General features: G+C 55.3%; 24 protein-coding genes. 14 read left to right on the plus strand and 10 right to left on the minus strand.

The annotated features are described in order from the left end of the window. The first annotated feature begins 77 nt into the window (after positions 1 to 77). From BLP79_RS13220 to folP, 8 genes are all read left to right on the plus strand, one after another. On the plus strand, positions 78 to 1,007 hold the full coding sequence (locus BLP79_RS13220) for a glycine--tRNA ligase subunit alpha (protein ID WP_090219678.1): 930 nt from the start codon (positions 78 to 80) through the stop codon (positions 1,005 to 1,007). 18 nt (positions 1,008 to 1,025) lie between these two features. Continuing rightward, positions 1,026 to 1,724, plus strand: coding sequence for an FkbM family methyltransferase (locus BLP79_RS13225; RefSeq protein ID WP_090219679.1), 699 nt, complete (start codon positions 1,026 to 1,028; stop codon positions 1,722 to 1,724). Positions 1,725 to 1,730: 6 nt separating this feature from the next. Next, positions 1,731 to 2,243, plus strand: a complete 513-nt coding sequence (locus tag BLP79_RS13230) for a DUF6446 family protein (RefSeq protein WP_090219681.1) — start codon at positions 1,731 to 1,733, stop codon at positions 2,241 to 2,243. A 129-nt stretch (positions 2,244 to 2,372) separates the two neighbouring features. Next, positions 2,373 to 4,532, plus strand: coding sequence for a glycine--tRNA ligase subunit beta (glyS, locus tag BLP79_RS13235; protein ID WP_425284207.1), 2,160 nt, complete (start codon positions 2,373 to 2,375; stop codon positions 4,530 to 4,532). 141 nt (positions 4,533 to 4,673) lie between these two features. Next, the gene (locus BLP79_RS13240; protein WP_090219684.1) at positions 4,674 to 7,250 is read left to right on the plus strand and encodes a putative PEP-binding protein; all 2,577 of its coding nucleotides are present in this window, start codon (positions 4,674 to 4,676) and stop codon (positions 7,248 to 7,250) included. A 170-nt stretch (positions 7,251 to 7,420) separates the two neighbouring features. Beyond that, positions 7,421 to 8,068 (plus strand): cell wall hydrolase, encoded by a 648-nt coding sequence (locus tag BLP79_RS13245; protein ID WP_090219685.1) that lies wholly within the window; start codon positions 7,421 to 7,423, stop codon positions 8,066 to 8,068. Between the two features lie 123 nt (positions 8,069 to 8,191). Then, positions 8,192 to 9,109: a dihydroneopterin aldolase gene (locus BLP79_RS13250; RefSeq protein WP_090219687.1), complete on the plus strand. Its 918-nt coding sequence runs from the start codon at positions 8,192 to 8,194 to the stop codon at positions 9,107 to 9,109. Further along, positions 9,106 to 10,101 carry a dihydropteroate synthase gene (gene folP / locus BLP79_RS13255; RefSeq protein ID WP_090219688.1) on the plus strand — a complete coding sequence of 332 codons (996 nt, stop codon included), beginning with the start codon at positions 9,106 to 9,108 and terminating at the stop codon, positions 10,099 to 10,101. The genes BLP79_RS13250 and folP overlap by 4 nt, the downstream gene beginning before the upstream one ends. Here folP and BLP79_RS13260 read toward each other — a convergent pair. The 3 genes from BLP79_RS13260 to ilvC all read right to left on the minus strand — a co-directional run bounded on the left by BLP79_RS13260 (position 10,098) and on the right by ilvC (position 13,157). Further along, positions 10,098 to 11,024: a DMT family transporter gene (locus BLP79_RS13260; protein ID WP_090219689.1), complete on the minus strand. Its 927-nt coding sequence runs from the start codon at positions 11,022 to 11,024 to the stop codon at positions 10,098 to 10,100. The genes folP and BLP79_RS13260 overlap by 4 nt on opposite strands. Positions 11,025 to 11,138: 114 nt before the next feature. Further along, the gene (locus BLP79_RS13265; protein ID WP_090219691.1) at positions 11,139 to 12,038 is read right to left on the minus strand and encodes a DMT family transporter; all 900 of its coding nucleotides are present in this window, start codon (positions 12,036 to 12,038) and stop codon (positions 11,139 to 11,141) included. 96 nt (positions 12,039 to 12,134) lie between these two features. Then, entirely contained in the window at positions 12,135 to 13,157 is a 1,023-nt protein-coding gene (gene ilvC, locus BLP79_RS13270) for a ketol-acid reductoisomerase (protein ID WP_090219692.1), read from the minus strand. 130 nt (positions 13,158 to 13,287) lie between these two features. On the opposite strand from ilvC, the gene BLP79_RS13275 reads away from it, so the two are divergent. The 3 genes from BLP79_RS13275 (at position 13,288) to BLP79_RS13285 (ending at position 15,382) form a co-directional block, all read left to right on the plus strand. Next, positions 13,288 to 13,743: an Lrp/AsnC family transcriptional regulator gene (locus BLP79_RS13275; protein WP_090219694.1), complete on the plus strand. Its 456-nt coding sequence runs from the start codon at positions 13,288 to 13,290 to the stop codon at positions 13,741 to 13,743. Beyond that, positions 13,740 to 14,195 (plus strand): Lrp/AsnC family transcriptional regulator, encoded by a 456-nt coding sequence (locus BLP79_RS13280; RefSeq protein WP_090219695.1) that lies wholly within the window; start codon positions 13,740 to 13,742, stop codon positions 14,193 to 14,195. Before BLP79_RS13275 ends, BLP79_RS13280 begins: the two co-directional genes overlap by 4 nt. 62 nt (positions 14,196 to 14,257) lie before the next feature. Next, complete coding sequence (locus BLP79_RS13285; RefSeq protein ID WP_090219697.1) at positions 14,258 to 15,382, plus strand: aminotransferase class V-fold PLP-dependent enzyme; 1,125 nt, start codon at positions 14,258 to 14,260, stop codon at positions 15,380 to 15,382. 57 nt (positions 15,383 to 15,439) lie between these two features. On the opposite strand, the gene BLP79_RS13290 is transcribed toward BLP79_RS13285, so the two are convergent. The 3 genes from BLP79_RS13290 to BLP79_RS13300 all read right to left on the minus strand — a co-directional run bounded on the left by BLP79_RS13290 (position 15,440) and on the right by BLP79_RS13300 (position 17,756). Next, positions 15,440 to 16,654 (minus strand): UbiH/UbiF family hydroxylase, encoded by a 1,215-nt coding sequence (locus tag BLP79_RS13290; RefSeq protein ID WP_090219699.1) that lies wholly within the window; start codon positions 16,652 to 16,654, stop codon positions 15,440 to 15,442. 93 nt (positions 16,655 to 16,747) lie between these two features. Then, positions 16,748 to 16,996, minus strand: a complete 249-nt coding sequence (locus BLP79_RS13295) for a hypothetical protein (RefSeq protein ID WP_090219701.1) — start codon at positions 16,994 to 16,996, stop codon at positions 16,748 to 16,750. A 103-nt stretch (positions 16,997 to 17,099) separates the two neighbouring features. Next, positions 17,100 to 17,756 (minus strand): pyrimidine 5'-nucleotidase, encoded by a 657-nt coding sequence (locus tag BLP79_RS13300; protein ID WP_090219703.1) that lies wholly within the window; start codon positions 17,754 to 17,756, stop codon positions 17,100 to 17,102. Positions 17,757 to 17,923: 167 nt separating this feature from the next. Between BLP79_RS13300 and BLP79_RS13305 the strand changes: the two genes are divergently transcribed. Then, on the plus strand, positions 17,924 to 18,574 hold the full coding sequence (locus BLP79_RS13305; protein WP_090219704.1) for a GntR family transcriptional regulator: 651 nt from the start codon (positions 17,924 to 17,926) through the stop codon (positions 18,572 to 18,574). Here the strand turns inward: BLP79_RS13305 and BLP79_RS13310 are convergent. After that, a complete protein-coding gene (locus BLP79_RS13310) occupies positions 18,504 to 20,480 on the minus strand; it encodes a glycosyltransferase (RefSeq protein ID WP_232716495.1) in 1,977 nt (658 codons plus the stop codon). The genes BLP79_RS13305 and BLP79_RS13310 overlap by 71 nt on opposite strands. 125 nt (positions 20,481 to 20,605) lie before the next feature. Then, positions 20,606 to 21,769 carry a glutamine-hydrolyzing carbamoyl-phosphate synthase small subunit gene (gene carA, locus BLP79_RS13315; RefSeq protein WP_090219706.1) on the minus strand — a complete coding sequence of 388 codons (1,164 nt, stop codon included), beginning with the start codon at positions 21,767 to 21,769 and terminating at the stop codon, positions 20,606 to 20,608. Between the two features lie 184 nt (positions 21,770 to 21,953). Here carA and BLP79_RS13320 point away from each other — a divergent pair, with 184 nt between their 5' ends. Then, positions 21,954 to 22,427, plus strand: a complete 474-nt coding sequence (locus BLP79_RS13320; protein ID WP_090219708.1) for a GatB/YqeY domain-containing protein — start codon at positions 21,954 to 21,956, stop codon at positions 22,425 to 22,427. A gap of 59 nt (positions 22,428 to 22,486) precedes the next feature. Here BLP79_RS13320 and BLP79_RS13325 read toward each other — a convergent pair whose 3' ends face one another. Continuing rightward, positions 22,487 to 23,059: a DUF2244 domain-containing protein gene (locus tag BLP79_RS13325; RefSeq protein WP_408607953.1), complete on the minus strand. Its 573-nt coding sequence runs from the start codon at positions 23,057 to 23,059 to the stop codon at positions 22,487 to 22,489. Positions 23,060 to 23,328: 269 nt separating this feature from the next. On the opposite strand from BLP79_RS13325, the gene BLP79_RS13330 reads away from it, so the two are divergent. Beyond that, positions 23,329 to 23,688, plus strand: a complete 360-nt coding sequence (locus BLP79_RS13330) for a DUF7684 family protein (protein ID WP_139163214.1) — start codon at positions 23,329 to 23,331, stop codon at positions 23,686 to 23,688. A 148-nt stretch (positions 23,689 to 23,836) separates the two neighbouring features. On the opposite strand, the gene ctaD is transcribed toward BLP79_RS13330, so the two are convergent. Then, positions 23,837 to 25,510: a cytochrome c oxidase subunit I gene (ctaD, locus tag BLP79_RS13335; RefSeq protein WP_090219711.1), complete on the minus strand. Its 1,674-nt coding sequence runs from the start codon at positions 25,508 to 25,510 to the stop codon at positions 23,837 to 23,839. Positions 25,511 to 25,542 lie beyond the last annotated feature (32 nt).

Here is a 25,542-nt window from a genome sequence, read left to right on the forward strand (position 1 = left end):
GGGGGTTTGCCCGTTGACCCTGTGGCGCGGCTTGCATAGGAAGACAGTCGCATTTGCTGCCCCAAAAGGGATACGTCATGACCCAAACATCCAGCGCGCCGCGCTCCTTTCAAGAGATCATTTTAAGGCTCCAGACCTATTGGGCCTCTAAAGGGTGTGCGATTTTGCAGCCCTATGACATGGAAGTGGGCGCGGGGACTTTTCACCCGGCCACCACATTGCGCGCGCTGGGATCCAAAGCCTGGGCTGCGGCCTATGTGCAGCCCTCGCGCCGTCCGACGGATGGTCGATATGGTGAAAACCCAAACCGCCTGCAGCATTACTATCAGTATCAGGTTCTGATCAAACCTTCTCCGCCTAACCTGCAAGAGCTATATCTGGGCAGCCTGGAAGCCATTGGGATTGACGCAGGACTGCACGATCTGCGCTTTGTCGAAGACGACTGGGAAAGCCCCACATTGGGCGCCTGGGGGCTGGGCTGGGAAGTCTGGTGCGATGGTATGGAAGTCAGCCAGTTTACCTATTTCCAGCAGGTCGGCGGCCATGATTGCACGCCGGTCTCTGGTGAGCTGACTTATGGTCTGGAACGTTTGGCCATGTATATTCTGGGCGTGGATCACGTGATGGATATGCCGTTTAACGATCCACAATCTCCTCAGCCGCTGACCTATGGCGATATCTTCAAGCAGACTGAAGAAGAATATGCCCGTTGGAACTTTGATGTGGCCAACACCGACGTGTTGTTGCGCCATTTTGAAGAGGCCGAGGCGGAATGTGCGGCGATCCTTTCGCAGGAACATGACGACCCTAAAACCGGCAAGCGTATCATTATGGCGCATCCGGCGTATGATCAATGTATCAAGGCAAGCCATATCTTTAACCTGCTTGATGCGCGCGGTGTGATTTCTGTGACGGAACGACAGGCCTATATTGGCCGTGTGCGGGCGTTGGCCAAACAATGTGCGGATGCTTTTGTGCAGACTGAAGCAGGTGGCTTTGCGGCCTAAGCTGATAGGGAACTCAGAATGGGACAAGAGTCCAGTGATGCACAGGAGCTTGAGGAACGGCTGCGCAATCGGATCAAGCGATTGCGCCGCACAGCCGAAAAGAGCAACCGACGCGCGGCCGCTGAAGGGTTTCTGGATGGAGTAATTGCGACTTTGCGTCCCGGCGATCTTGTGGTCGATTGCGGTGCGAATGTTGGCAGTGTCACACTGCGACTGGCACAAAGCGGTGCAGACGTGGTGGCCTTTGAACCCGATCCTTGGTCGTTTAAACAGCTTGAGCAGGCCACTGCGGATTATGATAATGTCACGCGGATCAATGCAGCGGTTGGCGTTGAGGCTGGAACCTTGTCTTTATATCGAAGTGGGAGCTTTGAGGATGATCGGCACAAGGAATCCATACGCAGTTCTTTGATGGCTGATGCGCGCAGCGTGGACGCATCTGGCGATGCGATCCCGGTTGAGGTCATTGATTTCCCAGCCTGGCTGCAAGCCCGTCTGGATGAAGGCCGCCGTATCGGGATGGTCAAAATGGATATTGAAGGCGCAGAGCTGGATTTGATGGAAGTGTTACTGGATCGCGGTGTCCCGGATCAAACTGGCCCTTTTCTGGTTGAAACACATCCGGGTCTTTTTCCGAAGAAGCGCGCACGTTTTGCTGCATTGGCGGAGCGTGCAAAAAATTACCCTGCGAAACGCGTCAACTTGGATTGGATCTGAACAAAAATGGGCAAGTTTCTCGCCATCCTTTTAGGTGTCTCTGCATTGGCTGCGGGCGTTGGCATGTACTACCTGCAGATCTATGGGTTTTACGATGAGGTCGCGCTGACGCCCGGCGAAGATGTAGTTTTGATGCCGCTTGGGGCTGAAACGCCACGTCCGATTGCCTATGCGGATTTTGAAGCCATTGATGCGGACAGCTCTCCCATTCGCTACCGGGCCTGTTTTACAACAAAGCTTACCCCGGCAGAGCTGTCGCAGGTTTTTGCCCTGTCTGATCAGAAAGATCCGCGCAACGCGCCGCCGTGGTTTGACTGTTTTGATGCAGCGGCCTTGGGCGCGGCTTTGAAAGACGGCCGCGCGACGGCTTTTTTGTCTGTGAAAAACATCTCATACGGGGTGGATCGTATTGTGGCGATCACCGACGAGGGGCTGGGCTTTGCCTGGCACGAGCTGAACCAATGCGGCAAGAAAGCCTATGACGGAACCGTCGTAGGTGAGGCTTGCCCAGAACGATAACGGCGCCTTGCGCCTTGCCGCCCTTGAGGTGGCGCTACTGAATTTTGCGCGTCTTGAGCGCCCGCCATTCGAGGACATGAAATGCCCGATCTGTTGATTGAACTGTTTTCCGAAGAAATCCCCGCCCGTATGCAGGCGCGGGCGGCTGAAGATCTGAAAAAACGGATCACGGATGGTCTGGTTGAGGCAGGGCTGACCTATGCAGGGGCTGCGGCCCTGTCGACACCGCGCCGCCTGACATTGACACTGGAAGGCCTGTTGGCCGAAAGCCCCACCGTGCGCGAAGAGCGAAAAGGGCCCAAAGTGGGGGCGCCGGAGAAGGCGATTGAGGGCTTTTTGCGTGGCGCAGGTGTGAGCCGTGATCAGTTGGAAGAGCGCGAGACGCCAAAGGGCGCAGTGTATTTTGCCAGCATCGAAAAAGCCGGACGCCCGGCACAAGTCATCATTGCTGAGGTTCTGGAAGCAACCATTCGAAACTTTCCCTGGCCCAAATCCATGCGCTGGGGCGCGGGATCTTTGCGCTGGGTGCGTCCCTTGCATTCGATCCTGTGCATTTTGTCTGATGAAGAGGGCGCGCGGGTTGTTGATTTGGACATTGACGGCATCAAGGCTGGCAATGTGACACAGGGCCATCGTTTCATGGCACCGGGGGAGATCACTGTCTCTAGCTTTGAGGATTACAGCACCAAGCTGAAACGCGCCTATGTGGTGCTTGATCCGGCAGAGCGTGCGGATGCGATCTGGCAAGACGCGACCAATCAGGCCTTTGCGAGTGGGCTGGAAGTGGTCGAAGACAAGGGTCTGCTGACAGAGGTTGCAGGGCTGGTTGAATGGCCTGTTGTACTGCTGGGAAGCATCGATGATGAATTTCTTGATCTGCCAGCAGAGGTTCTTCAGACCTCGATGAAAGAGCATCAGAAGTTTTTCTCGGTGAAGAACCCTAAAACGGGGCGGATTGAAAAATTCATCACCGTGGCCAACCGTGAAACCCGTGACACCGGCGCAACCATTCTGGCAGGCAATCAAAAGGTTTTGTCAGCCCGTTTGGCAGATGCGAAATTTTTCTGGGAAAATGACCTGCGCATTGCCAAATCCGAAAGCGGCATGACGGCCTGGACCGAAAAGCTGTCGAATGTGACCTTCCACAACAAATTGGGCACCCAGGCTGCGCGGATTGATCGCATTGCAGCGCTGGCACGCGAGATTGCCCCAGTTGTGGGTGCGGACGCGGATCTGGCGGAACAGGCGGCAAAAGTGGCCAAGGCGGATCTGTCGTCTGAAATGGTCTATGAATTCCCGGAACTGCAGGGCCTGATGGGGCGCTATTACGCAGAGGCCGCTGGCTTGTCGCAAGACGTGGCCAATGCCTGTGAAGCGCATTATTCCCCACTGGGTCCATCGGATGATGTGCCATCTGAGGCGGTTTCTGTTGCAGTGGCGCTGGCGGATAAGTTGGACACGCTGACCGGGTTCTGGGCGATTGATGAAAAGCCCACAGGATCAAAAGACCCTTATGCGCTGCGTCGTGCTGCGCTGGGTGTGATCCGGTTGGTGTTGAACAATAATCTGCGGATGACTTTGAAAGACAGCTTTGAAGCCAGTTTGAAAGTCTTGCTGAAACTTGCGGAATGGCAGGGTGCGGTTCTGGAGGCAAAAACTGCGGAGGCTGCAGCAGGTGAGGACACGCTGGAGGCAGCCAAGAAGCGGGTTCATGATATGGCCCATCAGGTTGAGGCCGCAAGAGCGGTGATCAACACATCTGGCGAAGATCTTCTGTCTTTCTTCCATGACCGTCTGAAAGTGTTCCTGCGGGATCAGGGCATTCGCCACGACGTGATTGACGCCTGTATTGCGATGGATGGAAACGACGATTTGACGCTTTTGGTCAAACGCGCCCGCGCGCTGGAAGATTTCATGAAAACTGAAGATGGCGAAAATCTGGTTCAGGGCTTTAAGCGGGCCAATAACATTCTGAGCCAGGCCGAAGAGAACGACGGTGTGGAGTATTCTTACGGTGCGGACCGCAAATATGCGGAAGAGGCCGCTGAGATTGCCTTGTTTGACGCGCTAGAAGCAGGCGAAGGGGCGATCTCTTCGGCCATCGAGGCCGAAGATTTCGCGGCCGCCATGGGCGGCTTGGCCGCACTGCGCCAACCGGTGGATGCCTTCTTTGAGGGGGTTCAGGTCAATTCTGACAATCAGGTGGTGCGTCGTAACCGATTGAATGTTTTGAGTGATATCCGAAAACTGTGCGGCCAAGTCGCAGATTTGTCGCGTTTGGAAGGCTAAAGGCGGCTTTCATTCACATTGTGACAGAGAAAGAGCAGGCCTGAGGGTCTGCTCTTTTTGTTTTGGGGAGAGGTGGGTTGGAAAGCCCCTTGCACGGGCCTCTGAAGGGCTTATGCTGCGGGGCAAAGAGGGAGTGCTGCAGTGCAGAATAATTCCAACCAGACACCATTTGCGACTGAAATTACGCCAAGCGCCTGTATCGCGCTGTCGACCCATGGGGGGCGGGCGAAATGTTTGCAGCGTCTGGTGCGGCTGGATCTGCCTGTCCCGCGCACTGTGGCGCTGTCTTTTGATGCGGTGCATGCCATCGCCGAAGGGCGGATGCCGGACCTGACAGAGGTTTTGAAAGAGTTTCCAGAGGATGCGCTGCTGTGTGTGCGCCCGTCTTCAGAGGATCCTGATTGGGGTGGTCCAGGGGCCATTTTGAACATCGGTATCAATGAGACGACCTATACGGATCTGTGCACAAAACTGGGGCCAGAGGCCGCTGCAGCGTTGTATTTGCGGTTTGTGCAGTCTTATGCGGTGCATGTTGCGCGTCTGGATCCGGATGTGTTTGATGATGTGGAAGATGGTGGCCCGGATGCATTGGCCGAGATCCTGCAGGCCTATGAAGCGGAAACCGATGAAAAATTCCCGCAAGATCGCAGCGAACAGCTGGGCGCGGTGTTGCGATCCATGGCGCGGGCCTGGGAAGGCACCTCTGCGCGCCTGTTGCGACAGGCGAAAGGTGCACCTGCGGATGCGGGGCTTGGCCTTGTGGTGCAGGAAATGGTGCCGGGGTTAGGGCCTGGCGTGTGTGGGTCAGGTGTGTTGCAGCTCGTCAGTAGCACCACGGGTGAGCCGCAGATTTCGGGGCGTTACCTGAGCCAGTCGCAGGGGCGAGATGCGCTTGGGCGTGGGGTTTCGGCCATGTACCTAGAGCGAGACGCGCGGGGCGAGGCGTTGGAAGATCTGGCGCCGGAGGCGTTTGAGAGCCTGAAAGTGCATGCGAGATTGATGCGCGCGCGCTTGCGTGAGGAGATGCAGGTGGAATTCGTGCTTCAGGATGGCGCCGTGCATATTCTGGATGGTGTGCGGGTGGCGCGTACAGCGCGCGCGGCGGTTCGCATTGCTGTTGGATTGGCGCAGGACGGCATTATTCCGCCCGAAGAAGCTGTGATGCGGGTGGACGCCCATGCACTGAATGAATTGCTGCACCGCCAGATTGACCCCGATGCCAAGCGGGACGTGATTGGAACAGGCATTGCGGCAAGTCCTGGCGCGGCCACTGGCAAGCTGGTCTTTACAGCGGCGGAGGCGCAGGCAAGTGCGGCGCGCAATGAACGCTGTATTCTGGTGCGGCGCGAAACCTCTCCTGAAGATGTGCGGGGCATGCATGCAGCTGTTGCTGTGTTGACGGAAAAGGGGGGGATGACCAGCCACGCGGCTGTGATTGGGCGCGGTCTTGGACTACCTTGCATTGTTGGTGCATCCAGTTTGAAATTTGACAGCCGCCGCAAGCGGTTAAAGGCGGAAGATGGGCGCCTTTTCCGGGCGGGCGATGTGATCACAATTGATGGCAGCTCTGGTCAGGTTTTGGCGGGGGAAGCCAAAACAGTGGAAGCGGCGCAGGATGAAACCTTTCAGACTCTGATGGGCTGGGCAGATGCGGCGCGTGATATTGGTATTCGGGCCAATGCGGATACGCAGATGGATGCGCAGACGGCGCGCAACTTTGATGCGCAGGGCATTGGCTTGTGCCGGACCGAGCATATGTTCTTTGATCCCGGTCGCCTGACGGTGATGCGCGAGATGATCTTTGCGGAAACCCCTTCTGGGCGTGAGGCCGTTCTGGCGCGACTTTTGCCAATGCAGCGGGACGATTTCCGCGAATTGTTTCGCATCATGGAAGGACTTCCGGTTTGTATTCGCTTGTTTGATCCGCCTTTGCATGAATTTCTGCCAACCGGGCAGAGCGGACAGCGCGAACTGTCTGAAGCCTTGGGTATTCCTGTCAGCGAAGTGACGCGCCGGGTTGAGGAGTTAGGCGAATATAACCCGATGCTGGGTTTGCGGGGCGTGCGCCTTGGCGTGACGGTCCCTGAAATTTATGACATGCAGGCGCGCGCAATTTTTGAAGCCACAGTCGAAGCCTCAAAAGGAGGGGCGTTGGTAGTGCCTGAAATTATGGTTCCTCTGGTGTCAGCCAAACGCGAGGTTGAGCTGGTCAAAACCCGCATCGATGCTGTTGCCGCGGCAGTTCGGCTAGAGACGGGATGTGACTTTACCTATCGTTTTGGCGTGATGGTCGAGACCCCGCGTGCAGCCTTGCGTGCTGAAGAGATTGCGCCGCATACAGCTTTTCTGAGCTTTGGTACAAATGACCTGACACAGATGACCTACGGCTTGTCGCGCGATGATGCAGGGCGCTTTATGTCCGCCTATGTTCAGAAAGGTGTGTTTGGCGAAGATCCGTTCCATGTGCTGGATGTCGATGGCGTGGGCGAACTGTTGCAACTGGGGGTTCAGCGTGGCCGCAGGGCAAATGCGGATGTGACCTTGTCGATCTGCGGAGAGCACGGCGGAAACCCCGAATCAATTGCATTTTGCCGCAAAGCAGGCTTTGACTACGTGTCTTGCTCACCGTTTCGCGTCCCAGTTGCGCGGCTTGCCGCCGCTCAGTTGGCGATCGCAGATAAATTGGGCGATTCGCCCGTAAGTGAAAGAAAAAATTAACATTTCCCTTGCTATTTCGCGCGTGTTGGGAGCTTGCGGTGGCTTTGCGGTGTGATGGGTATGTCAAAAGTTTGGCCTAAACTGGACCTTTTGAGCGCTTTCGTTTAAAGAGCGCCCCTGCACGCATAGTAGTTGCCCAGCGTGTGACGTGAACTTGGGGGGATACCCACATGAAAACGACCTTATTGTCGGCCTTGTCGGCCGCAGCAATTTTTATTGCCAGTTTGGCGCAGGCCGAGGCAGATCTGAGCGCATTGTTCCGTACAGAGCGCACCTCTTTGGACAACCTGCCCGAAGAACGCGTGGCCCGCTTCCTGTCTTTTGGCCGCAAGTCCCGCCAGAGCCCTGAGAATAAGGTACAGTTCAGCAAATCTTTTCTGGATGCGCAACCTTCTGCAAAGGGCGGAGAGCAATTTTCCTGTCTGGCTGAGGCGCTTTACTTTGAAGCGCGTGGAGAGACGGTGAAGGGTCAGTTTGCTGTTGCCGAAGTGATTATGAACCGTGTTGCGAGCAAGCGCTTCCCCAATTCTTTGTGTGCTGTGATCAATCAGGGCACCGGTCGCAAATATCAGTGCCAGTTTACCTATACCTGCGATGGCCACAAAGAAGTTATCCGTGAACCCAAAGCCTATGAACGTGTTGCCAAGGTTGCACGTCTGGCAATGGATGGCGCCGTGTCAAAGGTGACAGATGGCGCAACCTACTATCACACGACCGCTGTGCGTCCAAGCTGGCGCCGGGCCTTTACACAGACTGCTCGTATCGGTGTTCACATGTTCTACCGTGACGATAGATATCGTACAGCGGCCTCTCAATAGGATGTATCTGCGTTTGATTTGGCGCAATTGGCCGCTGAAACGGCGGAGTTTATACTGTTTTTCGAGTGCTGATAGGCTATAGCGGGGCCTCTGAATATGTCTCGCCAGCCAAAGGACGACCCAATGTCTTCTGAGATCCGCCTCGCCTTTGAACACCCGGATGAGCGCTCCCGTGCGACGGCTGGGCAGCCGCTTGATCGTCTTTCAGTGCGGGATCATCTGGTCGAAGTTGAGATTGGGGCATTTCAGGCAGAACGCGGCACCACTCAGCGGATCTGCTTCAATATCGTGGTTGAGATCGAACCTTTGCCAGCTGATCTGGACGATGACGTGGATCGTATCCTGTCGTATGATCGGGTGACGGAAGCCATTGCTCATGAGCTTGCCGCAGAACGTCTGAACCTATTAGAGACTTTGGCCGAACGTATTGCCGAGCGGATTCTGACGGAACCACAGGCTGTGCGCGCTTTTGTGCGGATTGAAAAGCTGGACCGGGGTCCTGGTGCTTTGGGCGTTGAGATCGTGCGCGCGCAGGATCAGGTACGTCATGTCGTTCATGAGGAAGAGGTTCCGCACCCTCGTTTAATGTATCTATCCAATGCAGCCATCGACAGTGTGAATCTGGCTGGCTGGATCGATCAGATGGAGTGTCGTGAACGGCCTTTGATTCTATGTGTTGGCCGTCATGATCAACCTATGCCCCAGACGGGTCATAAAATGACTCAACGTCGGATTGATCTTTTGGCCATAGAACAGAACGCTTGGCGCTTGGCATCAAAGGATAATCGCTGTGTGGTTGTGTCAACGCGCACTGAACTCGACTGGGCGATGAAAAACGGGCAAATTTGCGTCTGGGCACCTTCTAAAGTTGTCTTGGATGCTGTGGACAGTCCTGCAGCTGCATCGCATGATGCAGTGCAATTGGCTGCATGGTTTGCCGCGACTTTTGAAGCGGGTGAGATGATCGTTATTGACGAAGCCTTGCCTGAAGACCCGAGCGTTCCTTTGCGTGCCGTTAAACTGGAGCAAACGCAACTTTGAGTTATTATAGACCGCTGGTAAGATCAGGAGAGGCTCGACCGGAAGGGGCATACCCCTTAGCTGGGGGGGCATTGTGGTTTTCTGAGGTGGAAATTCTGGACCGCGGCGCGCCTGCACGTGTGGTGCCGGCAGGGCTGGTTCCAGAAGAAGATCGACGCAGATTGACTGCGCGCCGGGCTTCAATCGCCGGGCTTGATATGTCTACGCCACAGATCATGGGTATTTTGAACGTCACTCCTGATAGTTTTTCTGACGGCGGCAAGCTGGCAGATGCTGAGATGGCCTGCGCGGTGGGCTTGCAGATGATTGCGGATGGGGCAACATTGCTGGATGTGGGTGGTGAGAGCACACGCCCCGGTGCTGAACTTGTCGACGAGAATGACGAAGTCGCGCGCGTGCGCCCAGCGATTGAAGCCCTGCGTGCCCAAAGTGATGTGCCAATCTCAATTGATACGCGCAAAGCCGCTGTTGCAATGGAAGCGATGGAGGCCGGGGCGGATCTTGTGAATGATGTGTCAGGTTTCACCTATGATATGGCGCTGGCTCCATTGTCGGCGCAGGCAGGTGTACCGGTGTGTGTGATGCATGCGCAGGGCGATCCTGCCACCATGCAAGATGAACCGGTTTACGATAATGTTTTGCTGGATGTATATGATTTTCTGGCCGAACAGGTGGACCGGCTAGAGGCGATTGGTGTTGTGCGCGAGCAGATCGTGATTGATCCCGGCATCGGTTTCGGCAAGACGCTGGCACATAACCTGACCTTGCTTAAGAACATCAGCCTGTTTCATGCATTGGGTTGCCCTGTTTTGCTGGGCGTGTCGCGCAAGCGCTTTATTGGCACAATTGCCGAGGAAGATAACCCATCGGCGCGGGTGCCGGGATCTATCGCGGTGGGGCTTGCTGGTATTGCGCAAGGCGTGCAGATTTTGCGAGTGCACGACGTGGCGGACACTGCGCAAGCGGTGCGCTTGTGGCAGGCCGTTCGTTAAGGGGCGACCTTTTCGGCAGAGCGTTTTCCAAAGAACAGGCGTTTGAGCGGGCCATATTGGCTGAAGCCTAACCCACACAGGATAAGAGCAAGCGCGCTGAGCAGGGAGGAGGGCAGGTCTTCTCCTAGAAGCAGCGCGCCCAAGACAACGGCCCACAGGGGCACCTGAAAGTTGGTTAGGGTCATAAAAGTTGGTCCTGCCCCGCGCACGACAAGCACGCGCAACAGGTTGGCCAAACCAGTCGACACCACGCCAAGCACCAGAATGATCCACAGTGTTTGTGGTGGTGGGACAATGGGTGCGCCTTCGGTGGTAATCGCGAGCGGCACAATCAGCACGGAACCGATCAGCAGTAAAACAGTTGCGAGGCCGACCGGGTCCACCGGGGGAAGGCGGCGGATCAGAATGGATTGCACCGCATAGCAGGCTGTCGAGGCAAGGATGGCCGCACGACCAAAGGCCTCCAGGTCAGAGCCGGAGCTGTCAAAGGCTTTGGCGCCGATAAGAACAGTGACACCTGCAAACCCAAAGCACATGCCAATCACTTTGCGTAGGCTCATCTGTTCACCGGGCACAAAGAAATGGGCAAGAGGTAAGATCATCAACGCAATTGCGGCCATGCTGACACCGGTAAAGCCAGAGGGCACATGTTGTTGCCCCCAGCTGATTAAGGCAAAGGGCAGGGCGGTGCTGAGGATGCTGATTAAGACTACAGTGCGCCATGCGCTTGATCCCTGAAACAGGCGAAACCCGCGTAGACCCCAGATCAATGTCATGGGCAGCGCGGCCAAGGTAATGCGATAAGCGGCCAGCCAGAACGGGGTGACATCTGTCAGGGCAATTTTGATCAGCAAAAACGTCCCACCCCAGACAAAACCCAAGGTGGCGATCATCAGCCAATAGCGTGGGGAAATATCCGGCATTTCGCGCTCCTGTTGTTCAACTCGCCTTAGAGGCTTATGATTGGCAGGGCAAGGGGCGCATATTGGAGCACCCCTCAATCAGCTCGCGTGGTACATTTTACGGCAATAGTGCGCTCAACGTTTTTTTCGTTGCGCGCTTGTGATCAAAAGCCCGCCTAAGATGAGCGCCAGTGCGACAAACAGCTGACGCGGTAGGGTTTCTGCCAGCAGTGCAAACCCAAAGATTACAGACCAGACTGGTACCTGATAATTGACCAAGGACAAAAAGGCTGGTCCGGCGCTGCGGATCACTTGAACCAGCATCACCTGGGCCAGTGCTGTTGGGATGAGGCCAAGGGCGATGACTGCAAAGGTTGACCGTACCGGTGCAGACGAGGGAATCCCCTCTTTTACCAGTGCAATTGGCAGAATAAGGACAGCACCACAGAGAAGGGCGGCAGCAGAGAGGGAGAGCATATTGGTGTTGGGGCACAGGCGGGTCACGATTGCACCGATGGCGTAACACAGGGCTGCCGCAACACAGGCAAGGCGCGCGAGGGTTTCCAGATCCGCACCTGTGCTGGCAAAGGCATCAAGCCCGATCAGAACCACAACGCCAACAAAGCCGCAGCAAAATCCGATTGTGCTGCGCAGGCTCATCCTGTCACCGGGGATCAGAATATGAGCAAGCGGCAGCACAAAAAGCGGCACCACTGCCATCGTGACCCCAGCAAACCCGCTGGCAACCTGTGTCATGCCCCAACTGAGCAGAGAAAACGGCACCGCGTTGGAAAAGACCCCCATCAACAGGGCGCAAAGCCAGACGATGCGTCCTTCCGCGGTGTTGAATGCGGGCAGCCCGGGCCCCGTGATGCAAACCAGCGTTGTAAGGCAGATGGCAGCGAGGGAGATGCGCAGGGCGGCAATTGTGAGCGGCGTATAGCCTTCCAGCGCGACGGCAACACCCATAAACGATGCGCCCCAGATGCAGCCAAGCATCAAGAGTTTTATCCAATTGTGCAAACCTACATTCATGAAACTGAGGCCTTTGAAAGTATAATTAAAAAGGGCGTTCCGATTGCTCGAAACGCCCCGCAGAGGAAAAAGGCTGCGGCTTAAACCGCAAGGGCCTTAGTTTTTCTCTTTGTCGACCATTTTACCAGCCGAGATCCAAGGCATCATATCGCGCAGTTTGCCGCCGACAACTTCGATCTGGTGCTCGTCATTGGCACGACGGGACGCTTTGATGGTGGGCTGACCCACCGCGTTTTCCAGCATGAAGTCACGTACAAACTTACCGGACTGAATGTCCGCCAGGCTCTCTTTCATGGCTTTCTTGGTCTGCTCGTAAGGCAGGATCCGTGGGCCGGTGACGTACTGACCGTATTCCGCAGTGTTTGAGATCGAGTAATCCATGTTGGCAATGCCGCCTTCATAGATCAGGTCAACGATCAGCTTGGTTTCGTGCAGACACTCGAAATAGGCCATTTCAGGTGCGTAACCTGCTTCAACCAGTGTTTCAAAGCCGCAGCGGATCAGTTCAACGATACCACCGCACAGAACAGCTTGTTCACCAAACAGGTCGGTTTCGCACTCTTCGCGGAAGTTGGTTTCGATAATACCGGAACGACCACCACCGATTGCGGAGCAGTAGGATTTGCCGATTTCCAGCGCATTGCCGGTGGCGTCGGTGTCAACAGCAACCAAGCAAGGCACGCCGCCACCTTTGGTGTATTCGCCGCGCACGGTGTGGCCGGGGCCCTTAGGCGCCATCATGATCACGTCTACGCCTTCTTTGGGCTCGATCAGGCCAAAGTGTACGTTCAGGCCGTGTGCAAATGCGATGGCTGCCCCAGGCTTAAGGTTGTCGTGGACGTATTTTTTATAGGTGTCAGCCTGCAATTCATCGGGCATGGTGAACATGATCACATCACACCATGCTGCAGCTTCTGCGATACCCATAACTTTCAGGCCTTCGCCTTCGGCTTTTTTCGCAGAAGGGGAGCCTTCACGCAGCGCAACAACAAGGTTGTTTGCGCCAGAGTCACGCAGGTTCAGCGCGTGCGCGTGACCCTGTGAGCCGTAGCCCAGAATGGCAACTTTTTTGTCTTTGATCAGGTTCACATCGCAATCGTTGTCGTAATAAACGCGCATGATCGGCATCCTTTTGTTAGTGTTGCGGCGATCATAGACAGAGTTTTGTCGGGTGCGAGCCTGAAATACATGTGTATTTCGCCTAGTTTTGATGTTTTCATTCGTAAATTTTAAAAATATCATGTGATTTATGCTTGATGATCTGGATCGGCGCATTCTGCGCCTGCTGCAAAACAATCCCGACCAGTCGATTCCTGACCTTGGGACGCAGATTGGCCTTACCGTAGCGCGGCTGACTCGTCGGCTGGACAAGCTGCGCGACAGTGGCGTGTTGCGTGGGCAGCGGGCTGTGATCGATTGGCGCGCGCTCGGCTATGAGGTTGAGGTGTCATTGCGGATCACGCTGGATAAAACCCAAATGCGGGCGTTTGATGACTTTATTGAAGGCGCACGTAAGATCCCTGAAGTGATCGAAATTCAGACCTTTCTGGGCCGTGTAGATGTACGCCTTTCAGTCATTGCCCATGATATGACGCATTATCAACAGATCTACCGCAGCCGTATTCTGGCCCTGCCACATATCGCTGACATCGAAGCCCTGATGCATGTGTCCCGAATCAAATCAGACGAAACTTTACCGCTATGATGGAGTTAGATGAAATCGACCGCAGCCTGCTGCGCGCTTTAGCTGAAGATGCAACCCAAAGCGCGGGCGCGTTGGGACGTCGTTTGGGGTTGAGCCAGCCTGCCACATGGCGGCGGATCAAGCGGTTGCAAGAGGTTGGGATTATCGCGGGACGGCGGTTGGATCTGGACAAGGAAAAACTGGGTTTTGGCGTTACGGTTTTTCTGGGGATCAAGCTTGCGACGAAAGGCTTGGTCAGCCTTGAGGCCTTTGAACGGGCGGTGACCGCCATCCCCGAGGTGCAGACGGTGGAGCATGTTTTAGGCATGTATGATTATCGACTGCGGGTTACAGCGCGCGATATTGCCGATTTTGAACGGGTGCTGCGCCGTCGCGTGATGACGTTGCCGGGGGTTGGTAATGTGGATGCAAATGTCTTGCTTAGCGAAGAACGCCGCCCGGGACCGCTGTAGAAACGTTGCGCCTGTCCCCTCCACAGGGTAGCCAGAAAGCAGCATAAGGAAAGGATGCCCTGATGGCGATTTTGGACAACGTAGACCCAGAGGGTCTGGATGAGTTTTCAGTGGTTTTCACCGATCGGTCGTTGAACCATATGTCAAAGACGTTTCAGCAGGTCATGCTGGACATCAACGCAATGCTGAAAGAGGTCTATGAAGCCGATGCGGTTGCGCTGGTGCCCGGTGGAGGTACCTATGCGATGGAGGCTGTTGCACGGCAATTCGCTAAAGGCGCAAAAGCTTTGGTGGTGCGCAATGGCTGGTTCTCATATCGTTGGAGCCAGATTTTTGAAACGGGTGGTCTGACCGCCAGCGCGACTGTAATGAAAGCGCGTCAGACGGGTCATTCTGCGCCATCGCCTTTTGCGCCTGCGCCAATCGAGGACGTGGTTGCCGAAATCCGCGCCCAAAAGCCGGATATCGTTTTTGCACCGCATGTGGAAACCGCAGCAGGTGTGATCCTGCCGGATGACTATGTCACCGCATTGGCGAATGCGGCCCATGAGGTCGGTGCGCTGATGGTTCTGGATTGCATCGCATCCGGCTGCGCCTGGATTGATATGAAAGCCACTGGCGTGGATGTGTTGATTTCTGCGCCTCAAAAAGGGTGGAGTGCGTCACCTTCTGCAGGGCTGGTGATGTTGTCCGCGCGGGCTGAAGCTCGTCTGGCTGAGACGGCATCTGATAGTTTCGCGCTGAACTTGAAACAGTGGCGTGCAATCATGCAGGCTTATGAAAATGGCGGTCATGCCTATCATGCAACGATGCCAACAGATGCCTTACGGGTGTTTCGTGATACGATGCTGGAAACCAAGGAATATGGGTTTGAAAAGCTGCGCGAGGCCCAGTTCGCGCTGGGCGACGGGGTGCGTGCGCTTTTGAAAGACAAAGGTATCACATCCGTTGCTGCGGATGGCTTTGGCGCGCCGGGCGTTGTGGTCAGCTACACTGCGGATGCAGAGATCCACAACGGTAAGAAATTTGCCGCCATTGGTATGCAGATTGCTGCCGGTGTGCCGCTGCAATGTGATGAACCTGATGATTTCCGCACCTTCCGCCTTGGCCTGTTTGGTCTCGACAAGCTGTATGACGTGGAGGCCACGATAGCGCGCCTGAAAACAGCACTGGATCAGGTGCTGTAATAAATTAAAGGCCGCTCTGATCAGAGCGGCCTTTTCCGTCTGTCTGCCGTGACAGCGTTATTTCATGCCAAGCCCCATTTGCATCAGCGTCCGCCGCACCGGCGGCAAGGAATACAAGGCCCCAAGGCCAAGCGCGCGCAGGTCACGCAAGGGACGGGGGGCCAGCATGGAGGTTCGGTTCAACAGATCAATGCCTTTGACCCGCAATAAGATTTCTGCGTGGCGTGCTTTGTGATAGGCATTGAGCATTGCAACATCCCCAAGCCCCTCGCGGCGTGTTTGGGCCAGATCCAGCAGGGCTTGAAGATCACCTAGGGACATATTCAGTCCCTGTGCTCCAATTGGAGGCACCACATGGGCGGCTTCTGCCATCAGCGCCACGCGTTCCCCCGCCATATGCTGTGCAGATTGGCTGATGATGGGCCAGAGTGTGCGTCGTGAGGCCAGCGTGAGATCGCCGAATAGGCCACAGCTGCGCCGCGTCATTTCTGCTTCAAAGGCATCAACGGGAAGGTTCCGCAAATCACGTGCGCGGGCGCCGCGCTCCATCCAGACCACGGCTGAAGACGGCTTGCCCTGATAGTCAGGCAAGGGGACCAGCGTGAAAGGGCCGCCGCTGCGATGGATCTCGGTTGAAACGTTTTTATGGGGCACTGGGTGCGTTACCGCAAAAGCCAGTGCTTTTTGCCCATAGGTGGTGGTGCGCACCGGGATGTGCGCTGCGTCACGCATAGGAGAGTTGCGCCCATCACAGGCCAGAACAAGCCGGGTTGTAATCTGGCTGCCATCCGTCAGGGTAACGCGCGCTTCATCGGTGCGGGTAAAGAGAGATTGACTGCCCACGCCTGCACGAAAGTCCACATTGGGCAGGTCAGACAGACGGGCGATCAGTTCGCGCCGCAGCAGCCAATTGGGCAGGTTCCAGCCAAAGGGTTTTTCTGAGATTTCTGCGGCATTGAACTCTTTGACCACGCGCGCGGTGGGTTCAGCCCCTCCGGCATCCACGATGCGCATCACCTGCAAGGGGGCGGCGTGATCTGCAAAGCGCGGCCATAGTCCGATGGTTTCAAGCAAGGTTTGCGCAGGCTGCAGAAAGGCAGTGGTGCGCAGATCTGCGCCTTTGGCATCACGCTCTGTGACTGGTGGGGTTGGATCGACACAAATCACAGAGAATCCGGACGCACCAAATGCCGCCGCTGCGGTCAGCCCAGCAACCCCGCCCCCCGATATCAGAATATCGCAGCGCTCTGTCTGTTTCCCTGTCTGTGTCATCACCACCACCTCTATCGTCTTAACTCAGAGATAGGGGGGGGCGACGGCAAAGTACATGCGTCTTGGTCGCGCAGGGGGCTGAATTTAACGAGATCAGCCGCGCGTGATCGCCAACAAGGCAAGCCAGATCACAGGGACGAGACCCAGAGCTGGCAGATAAAGGCCCGGCAGGCCAAACAAAAGCGCTGAACATCCCCACAGGCAAAGAAAGGTTGCGAGCGCATAGTACAGGTTTTCTTCTGGCCCGTATGAGACCTCTTTGGCGATGCGGCCAAAGAGGGGGATGGCGAAAATGATTTTTTCAGTCAGAGACAGGCGATCGGGCAGGGTAATGGTCGACATCTAAGGCACTCCGGGCGCAAGAAATGATGCGCTTCAGATAGGTCTTTGACTGTGGCCAGACCATGCGACATCTGGTAGCGAATTGCGGCTTTTTGCGCGGATTTTAAGGATTGTCCGTTGTAAGTTGTGCTAAAAACCCTGTCAAATCATCGGTATGGTGATGAATGTGGGGTGCAGGTTTCGCGCGCTCAGCCACATGTACGGTGCGCATGCCTAACGCATGCGGTGCGGCCAAATTGCGCGGATCATCTTCGAACATAGCGGCCTGTTCTGGCACAACGCCTGCGCGGTTAAAAACCATGTCAAAGGCGGCGCGTTCTGGTTTGGGCTGGTAATTCGCATGTTCGACGCCAAACACATCATCAAACAGCCCGTCTAGCCCGCGCGCGGCCAGCACGCGTTGCGCGTAAGGCGCAGATCCGTTGGTGTAGACAATTTTACGTCCTGGCAAGGCCGCAATATGGCCTGCAAGATCGGGGGCAGGGGTGAGATGCGACATGTCAACGTCATGAACGGCGACAAGATAGGGATCGGGATCGATTTGATGCTCGCGCATGAGGCCTGCGAGCGTGGTACCATATTGGCGCCAGTAGGTTGCGCGCAGATGATCCGCTTCGGCCTCGCTTACACCGAGGGTTTCGACAACATAGCGCGTCATCTTGACCTCGATCTGGTCAAACAGATTGGTGGCCGGGGGATACAGGGTGTGATCGAGATCGAACACCCAGTGGCGAACATGGGAAAACTGCGCTTTGATCATACACGCGGTGTTAGGCATCTTTCCGCTTTTGAGCAATGCAAACTGAGGTTTGCTCTGATTTTTGGTGTATTTATGCGCTCTTTTGTGTAGCTGGGCTTGATTGGCATGAAGGGGGCTGTAGAGATTGTGAAACTCTACATATTGTGGGTTGACCCACCGAGGACAGAATGAACCAGAGCCGCACGAACCAAAAAGATGCTTATGCCTTGATCCTTGAGGCGATTGATGTGGGTGTCTACAAGCCTGGTGATCGTTTGGTGGAAAGTGATCTGGCCGAGCGGTTTGGCGTTTCTCGCACCCCCATTCGCGAAGCTTTGCAGCGCCTTGAAACACAATCCTTGCTGGAACGGGATGGGCGATCGCTGATCGTGGCGTCGCTGGATCACAACCAGATGGCCGAGCTTTATGTGGTTCGGCGCGAGTTGGAAGGGTTGGCGGCACGTTTGGCAGCAAAGCATGCAAACTCTGAAGAGATCCAAGTGTTGAAACACATGGTGCACGCGGATGATGCTCTGGTTGATCAGCCCAACGAGCTGGCAAAGGCCAACAGACGGTTCCATGAACAAATCCATCTGGCGTCACACAATCGCTATCTGGTTCAACAGCTCAATCTTGTGCATCGCACGATGGCTTTGATGGCGACAACGTCTTTGGCGGCAGAAGGGCGTGGCAAGATTGCACAGGCCGAACACAAGAAGATCGTTGACGCCATTGAACAACGAGATGGGGATGCGGCTTCACAGGCGCTTAAAGATCATATTTCAGTGGCGTTTGTGACCCGATTGCAGCGTGAGGCTGGGGATCGGATAAAACCCTAGGGGCTGGTGGGCTGGGCAGATCACTGTGAAAGCCATGATGGGTCTTGTCCCAGAAAAACGGCCGGTTGAGCAATTCACGCAGGGCTTTGTAGGCGGCAATGGTGCCGAGCGGAAAATAAAACAGCAGGGTTGGCGCGCAAAGCGCAAGGCTTGGCCGTTTGATCACAAATGCAGCTGCGGTGGCGACACAGATTGATGTAAGCTCACAAGCCACCATCACGGCAAAGAACAGTGACAGCACCGAAGGCCCCAGTGCGGTTGTAATTGGGTGAGGGCTGCCGAACCAAACGATCCAATAGGTCCATAAAACCGGGGCGAACAGGAATTGACCAACCGCGCCAATAAAGAAGAATTGAAAGCCAAAGAACTTTCGCCAGCCCAGATCCTGCACCAAGCGCCCGGGGCGTTGCATATGGACAAGGTAGGTGATCATAAACCCTTTAAGCCAGCGCGACCGTTGTTTTACCCAAGGCCAGATGCGGCAATTGGCCTCTTCGTAGGTGGTGGCAGGTAACATGCGTGTTTCATAGCCTGCGCGGTAAAGACGCACACCAAGATCCGCATCTTCGGTGACATTATGTGCGTCCCACCCGCCGACCTCTTGTAAGACGCTGCGCCGGATAAACATGGTTGTGCCGCCAAGCGGTAAAACAAGGCCAAGACGTGACATGGCGGGCAGGATCAGGCGAAACCAGCTGGCATATTCCAAGGTGAAACAGCGCGCCAGCCAATTGGCTGTTGGGTTGTAATAGTCCAAGACCCCTTGAAAGCAGGCAACATTTTTGTCGGCGCTGGCGAAAGCTTTGGCAACCTGTTCAAGTTGATTCCCTTGAGGAGCATCTTCGGCGTCCCAGACCCCGACAAGATCACCCCGACAAAATTCAAGCGCGTAGTTCATGGCCCGTGGTTTGGTTTTGAGCGTGCCATTGGCAGGCACTTCAATCACTTTGATCCAGTCGGGTAATGTCACCGCCTGAACGGCGGCGCGGGTCACGGCGTCATGTTCTTCCAGCACCAGAAAGATTTCAAGTAGGCTGCGTGGGTACGAGAGTTTCCCAAGTCGGCGCAACAAATCCCGGCTTATATCTGCTTCTTTGTAGAGGGGCACCAGAACCGAGAGGCGCGGCAGGCGTTTGAGCTTACGTGGGGTAGGTCCAGTCCGTGAATCGGCTGATTTGCCTCGTTTTCCCAAAGCATGGATCAAGCCAGCAAGACGCAAGGATGTGAACAGAAGAAGGGACAGCATCGCAAGGGCCGTCAGCCCTAGAAAGATTGTTTTGGGGGCAAGGGCGAAGGCAAGAACAGCCGAGATCAGAATCAGACACACCATACGGCATCGACGAGGAGACATAAGATCGCGACAGCTGTAGGCGTTTGGTGTTTTGGTTACGGCGCGGTGAACAAGACTATGTTGCATGTGACGGGCAACACCGGTGCGAATGGCGTCTTCGTCTGTCAAAACAAAACGGATGTCTCCAAAGCTTGGCGCGAGCAGCTGGCGCAGGTGTGTTCGCTGTTCGGGGTGTGCAATGGCAAAGATGACGGTAGAGCCCAGCTGCATCCATGGCGCGATGCAATGGCCGAGCCAAAAATCAACAGGTTTGCGTTCCAGAAGGCGTTTGGAGAGAGGGCGACCGCTGAGATTGACAGTCTGCATCTGGTATTGCTGTGCAAGTGCCATGAGCACCGTGGAACGCTCCGCCCATCCTTCAGATACAAGGATATCTCCCAAAGATGCACGTTGATGCTGTTGTAAGACCAAAGCGCGCATCAGATGATCGCCGCTTATGGCCTGACCCTGGAGTAGGGTTTCCCCCAATCGTTTGGGGCGCAGTCCAAAGGAACGCTGGGCAGGTTGGTGCTGACTGCGTCTGCGCAGGGCTGCAGAGGTCCATATCTCACCCATGAAACACCTTTTGAACAAGTAAGTGTGGATAACTTGTTCAGGATTCCGCTGGATGGTTAATGTAATCTTAACAAGAAACCCGCGTGCAGCGAGGCAGCACGCGGGTTTGCTTTTTTTAACGATGTTTACGCGCTTTTGCGATCGTCCATGGCCTGAGCAAAGCGTTCAAACAAGTAATAGCTGTCTTGCGGGCCGGGGCTGGCCTCTGGGTGCTGCTGTACCGAGAATACGGCGCGATTCGTCATCGCGATACCGCAGTTTGACCCGTCAAACAGCGATACATGTGTTTCTTCAACGCCGTCGGGCAGGGATTGCGCATCAACCGCAAAACCGTGATTCATTGAGGTGATTTCAACCTTGCCTGTAGCGTTTTCCTTTACAGGGTGGTTCGCGCCGTGGTGGCCGTGGTTCATTTTCACAGTTTTTGCGCCCAAAGCCAAAGCCAGCATCTGGTGACCGAGGCAAATTCCAAACATCGGCAGCTCGGTGCTGTCCAGAATGGTTTTGATCATTGGGACGGCATATGTGCCGGTCGCTGCCGGATCGCCGGGACCGTTGGACAGAAAGACGCCGTCAGGATTATGGGCCAGAACCTCTTCGGCTGTGGCAGTTGCAGGCAAGACGGTCACGTCGCAGCCTGCCGAAGCCAGACAGCGCAGAATGTTGCGTTTTGCACCGTAGTCAACCGCGACCACTTTGTGCTTGGGCGCATTCTGGCGCGCAAAACCGTCAGGCCAAGCCCACCGCATTTCATCCCATTTATAGCTTTGCGCACAGGTCACGTCTTTTGCCAGATCCAGACCTTCAAGGCCGGACCATGTCCGCGCCTTTGCCACCAGCGCTTCAACATCAAACTCCCCATCTGGGTTATGGGCAAGCGCGGCGTGTGGTGCCCCCTGTTGGCGGATTGCACGCGTCAGACGGCGCGTGTCGATGCCGCCGATTGCAATGCGGCCCGTGCGGGTGAGCCAGGCTTTCAGCTCTTCGGTTGCGCGCCAGCTAGAGGATTGCGTTGGATCCCATTTCACAACCATGCCCGCTGCAACGGGGTCGCCGGTTTCATCATCGTCTGGGTTGACGCCGACGTTGCCGATATGTGGGAAAGTGAAGGTCACGATTTGTCCGGCATAAGACGGATCCGTCATGATCTCCTGATATCCGGTGAGCGCTGTGTTAAAGCAAAGCTCTGCTACGGTTTCGCCATTGGCTCCAAATCCGGTTCCGTAAAAGACGGTCCCATCTGCGAGGGCCAAACAGGCTGTGGGCTTGGATTGGGCGGGGAGGGGCATGACACTGTCTCCAATCTGGGCAAAACTTCCCGGCTTTTAAGGGCAGTCGGAAGGGCGGTCAAGCCAGCTCTGCGTGTTTTGTGTGCTCTCTGTCTTGAAAACAGGAGAACGGGTCCGGCTTGATGTAGGGGATGCAATTGGGTAAAGCTCAACCTTCCAAATACCCTAGGTATGGAAGAGAGATATGGACACGCGTTTACGGGTTAACGAAGCCCTGAAGCAAGCGATGCGCGACAAGGCGACATCCCGGCTTGCCACATTGCGGCTGATTAATGCTGCGATCAAAGACAAAGAGATTGCCGCCCGTATTGATGGCGATGAGATCGAGATAGGCGATAGCGAAGTCGTTGCAATTCTTGGGAAAATGACCAAGCAACGCAACGAAAGTGTGCGCGCTTACGAAGAAGGCGGTCGGCTGGATCTGGCGGAACAGGAACGCTCAGAGATCGCGATCATCGAAGAGTTTCTCCCACAGCAGCTGGATGAGGACGAAGTTGCGAATGCCATTCGCGCAGCCGTTGCTGAGGCTGGTGCCGAATCAATTCGCGACATGGGCAAAGTGATGGGCGTGCTCAAGGGGAAATATACTGGCCAGATGGATTTTGGCAAAGTCGGCCCCATGGTCAAAGACCAGCTGTGCCAAGGTGGTAATTGCTGATCTCTGCAAGAGATCGCTGAATTCCAAAGACCCCGTTCCTTTGTGGAGCGGGGTTTTCTTTAAGCTGCACGAAATTGGCGGCATAAATCTTGGTAAAGGCTTTGGCGTTCCTCAAGGCTCAGAAACGCGCCGATTTCCACCTCGCGCCCATTTCCGCTGAGGGTGATATAGCAAGGGATGGGGCCATCGGTGTCATGTTGGTGAACCTGAACCCAATAGCGATTGCACTGCCAGTCCTGCTGGCTGTCGTCTGCGTTCTTGCGCTGCAATGTGGTCTTTGAGTCTGAGAGCGTCAGAACCTCTAAGATCTGTTGACTGCGCCGGTTGCGATCCAGCGCCCATTTTAATCCAAAAAGTGCCAGCAACACAAAGGGCAACAGCCCCCACATCAATGTGGAGCCCAGCACCATCAACAAGGGCAGCGCCAGCATAAGTGCCGCAAAGGTTAAGATACGCACATAGCCTTCGATAGGCAGGGATTGATGCGGCCAAAGGTGGAGTTCACCGCCAGTGTCGCTGGGTGGGGTTGTCCAAGCATAAGGCATGCTGCGGGTACCGTGGTCTTGTGATCTTTCGAGCAAAAGTGAGGTGTTTGCCATGGTTGTGCAAGGGGCGCTGACTGTGCCTGCCATGACTGCGGCTTGAACAGCACGGGGATCGGTCTTCTGATTGTAAAATGTGTTCTGGTCGCGCGCCTAAAGCGGTTCTTAATGGAGCGAGGGGATGTCGGCGGTGCAAACAAAGCTGACGCTATTGAAGTACATCTCCAGGTCTGATGTGGCTAAGGTTTCATACCCCCTTATCCCTCACCTTGACTAATAGGCGGCCTGAATGTCACTTTATGCAGATGTTCAATTACGTTTTCTTACCTACTGACGTCTCTATTTCCTTGCCGAAGGAGATGACCAAATTCAAGTGCCTGATACTTATCGAGCGCGAAGTTGGTAGGGACTATCGGAACGAGATCAGCAAAGCTCTTGTTAAAGCTGGATGCCTCTATTCGTTGGCATGGGGAATTGATTGTTCTGCATGGGACGATAGCGTCGATTGGGCATTTCTAGAGGTCTATAACTTCGGCGACTACCCCGAGGGCAAATTCGTCATGACAACTTGGCATGAAGACGAAACGCTTGAAAAAGTCGTGGAGTTTGCAAAACACTGCACTGATTATTCTGAAGTGATGCTTGAAGATATCTTAGTTCTTGATTTTGCGTATCACGAACGCAGTGAGTTGATCGAGAAGCTTTACCTCGCCGCTTGAAAGCTGCCATTCGAGCGCAACACACCGCAGCGTTTGGGAGGTATGGGCTCGAAGCCGCCATTTAATTTAAATAAGGAGAGCTTATGTAGCCTCGCCTATCAAAAAAGCCTCGAAGTTTCCTTCGAGGCTTTTTGTTTTTCAACACATCTTAGTGCGAGTGGGAGCGGTCCCAGTCTTCCTGCTTGGGCAGGATTTCAAAGGTGTGCTCTGGTGGAGGGGACGGCAGGGTCCATTCCAGCGTGTCCGCGTATTCGTTCCAGTAGTTGTTCTGGGTAATCCGTGCACCGCGCAGCAGTGAGTAGATCACAACACCAAAGAACAGCAGGAAGGAGGCAAAGGAGATGAACGCGCCGTAAGACGAGATCTTGTTCCAATATGCGAACCCTTCAGGATAATCGATGTAGCGGCGTGGCATGCCCTGACGACCCAGGAAGTGCTGTGGGAAGAAGGTCAGGTTTGCACCGATGAAGAACATCCAGAAGTGAATCTGCGCGCCCAGCTCGTTGTATTGGCGGCCAGTCATCTTACCAAAGTAGAAGTAAACGCCCGAGAAGATCGCAAAGACGGCACCCAGAGACATCACGTAGTGGAAGTGTGCCACAACGTAGTAAGTGTCGTGGTAAGCACGGTCGACAGAAGCCTGTGACAGAACCACACCGGTTACACCACCAACGGTGAACAGGAACAGGAAGCCAAAGGCGAACATCATAGGTGCTTTGAACTCGATCGAGCCGCCCCACATGGTTGCGATCCAGGAGAAGACCTTAACGCCTGTGGGCACCGCGATGACCATAGTGGCCAGCATGAAGTAAGCCTGTTGGTTCAGCGACATGCCGACGGTGTACATGTGGTGTGCCCAAACAACAAAGCCCAGAACACCAATGGCGATGATCGCCCAGACCATGGGCAGATAGCCAAACACAGGCTTACGCGCGAAGGTCGCAATCACGTGTGAGATGATACCAAAGCCGGGCAAGATCACGATGTACACTTCCGGGTGGCCAAAGAACCACAGGATGTGCTGATAAAGGATCGGGTCGCCGCCGCCCGCAGGATCAAAGAAGGTGAAGCCAAAATTCCGGTCCATCAACAGCATGGTGATCGCGCCCGCCAGAACCGGCAGGGACAGAAGGATCAGCCAAGATGTGACAAAGATCGACCATGAGAACAGTGGCACCTTGAACAGGGTCATGCCGGGGGCACGCATGTTCAGGAAGGTGGTGATCATGTTGATCGCACCAAGGATCGATGAGGCACCAGACACGTGGACCGCAAAGATCGCGAGATCCATGGAATAGCCGCCTTCATTGGTTGAAAGCGGTGGATACAGAACCCAACCCACACCAGAACCAGGCTGATCATTGCCGCCAGGTGCCAGAACGGATGCTACCGCCAGCGAGGTGCCTGCAACATACATCCAGAAGGACAGGTTGTTCATGCGCGGGAACGCCATGTCGGGCGCGCCGATTTGCAGTGGCATGAAGTAGTTGCCAAAACCACCAAAGAGCGCGGGGATCACCACAAAGAACATCATCAGGATGCCGTGGCCAGTGATCAATACGTTCCAGAGGTGGCCGTTCGGGGTACATTCGCCCACGGCTGCAGCCGTCAGGCGTGCGCCTTCAAGGCACATGTATTGAACGCCGGGATCCATTAGCTCCAACCGCATGTAAACGGTGAACATAACAGAAATAAGACCAACAATCGCCGAAACGATCAGGTAGAGAATGCCGATATCCTTATGGTTCGTGCTCATGAACCAGCGGGTGAAAAAACTCCGCTCGTCCTCGTGGCCGTGACCATGAATGGCTGCGTCTGCCATCGGTGGGTGCCTCCTGTTGCATAATGTAAGGC

Source organism: Epibacterium ulvae, from assembly GCF_900102795.1.
GTDB lineage: Bacteria > Pseudomonadota > Alphaproteobacteria > Rhodobacterales > Rhodobacteraceae > Epibacterium > Epibacterium ulvae.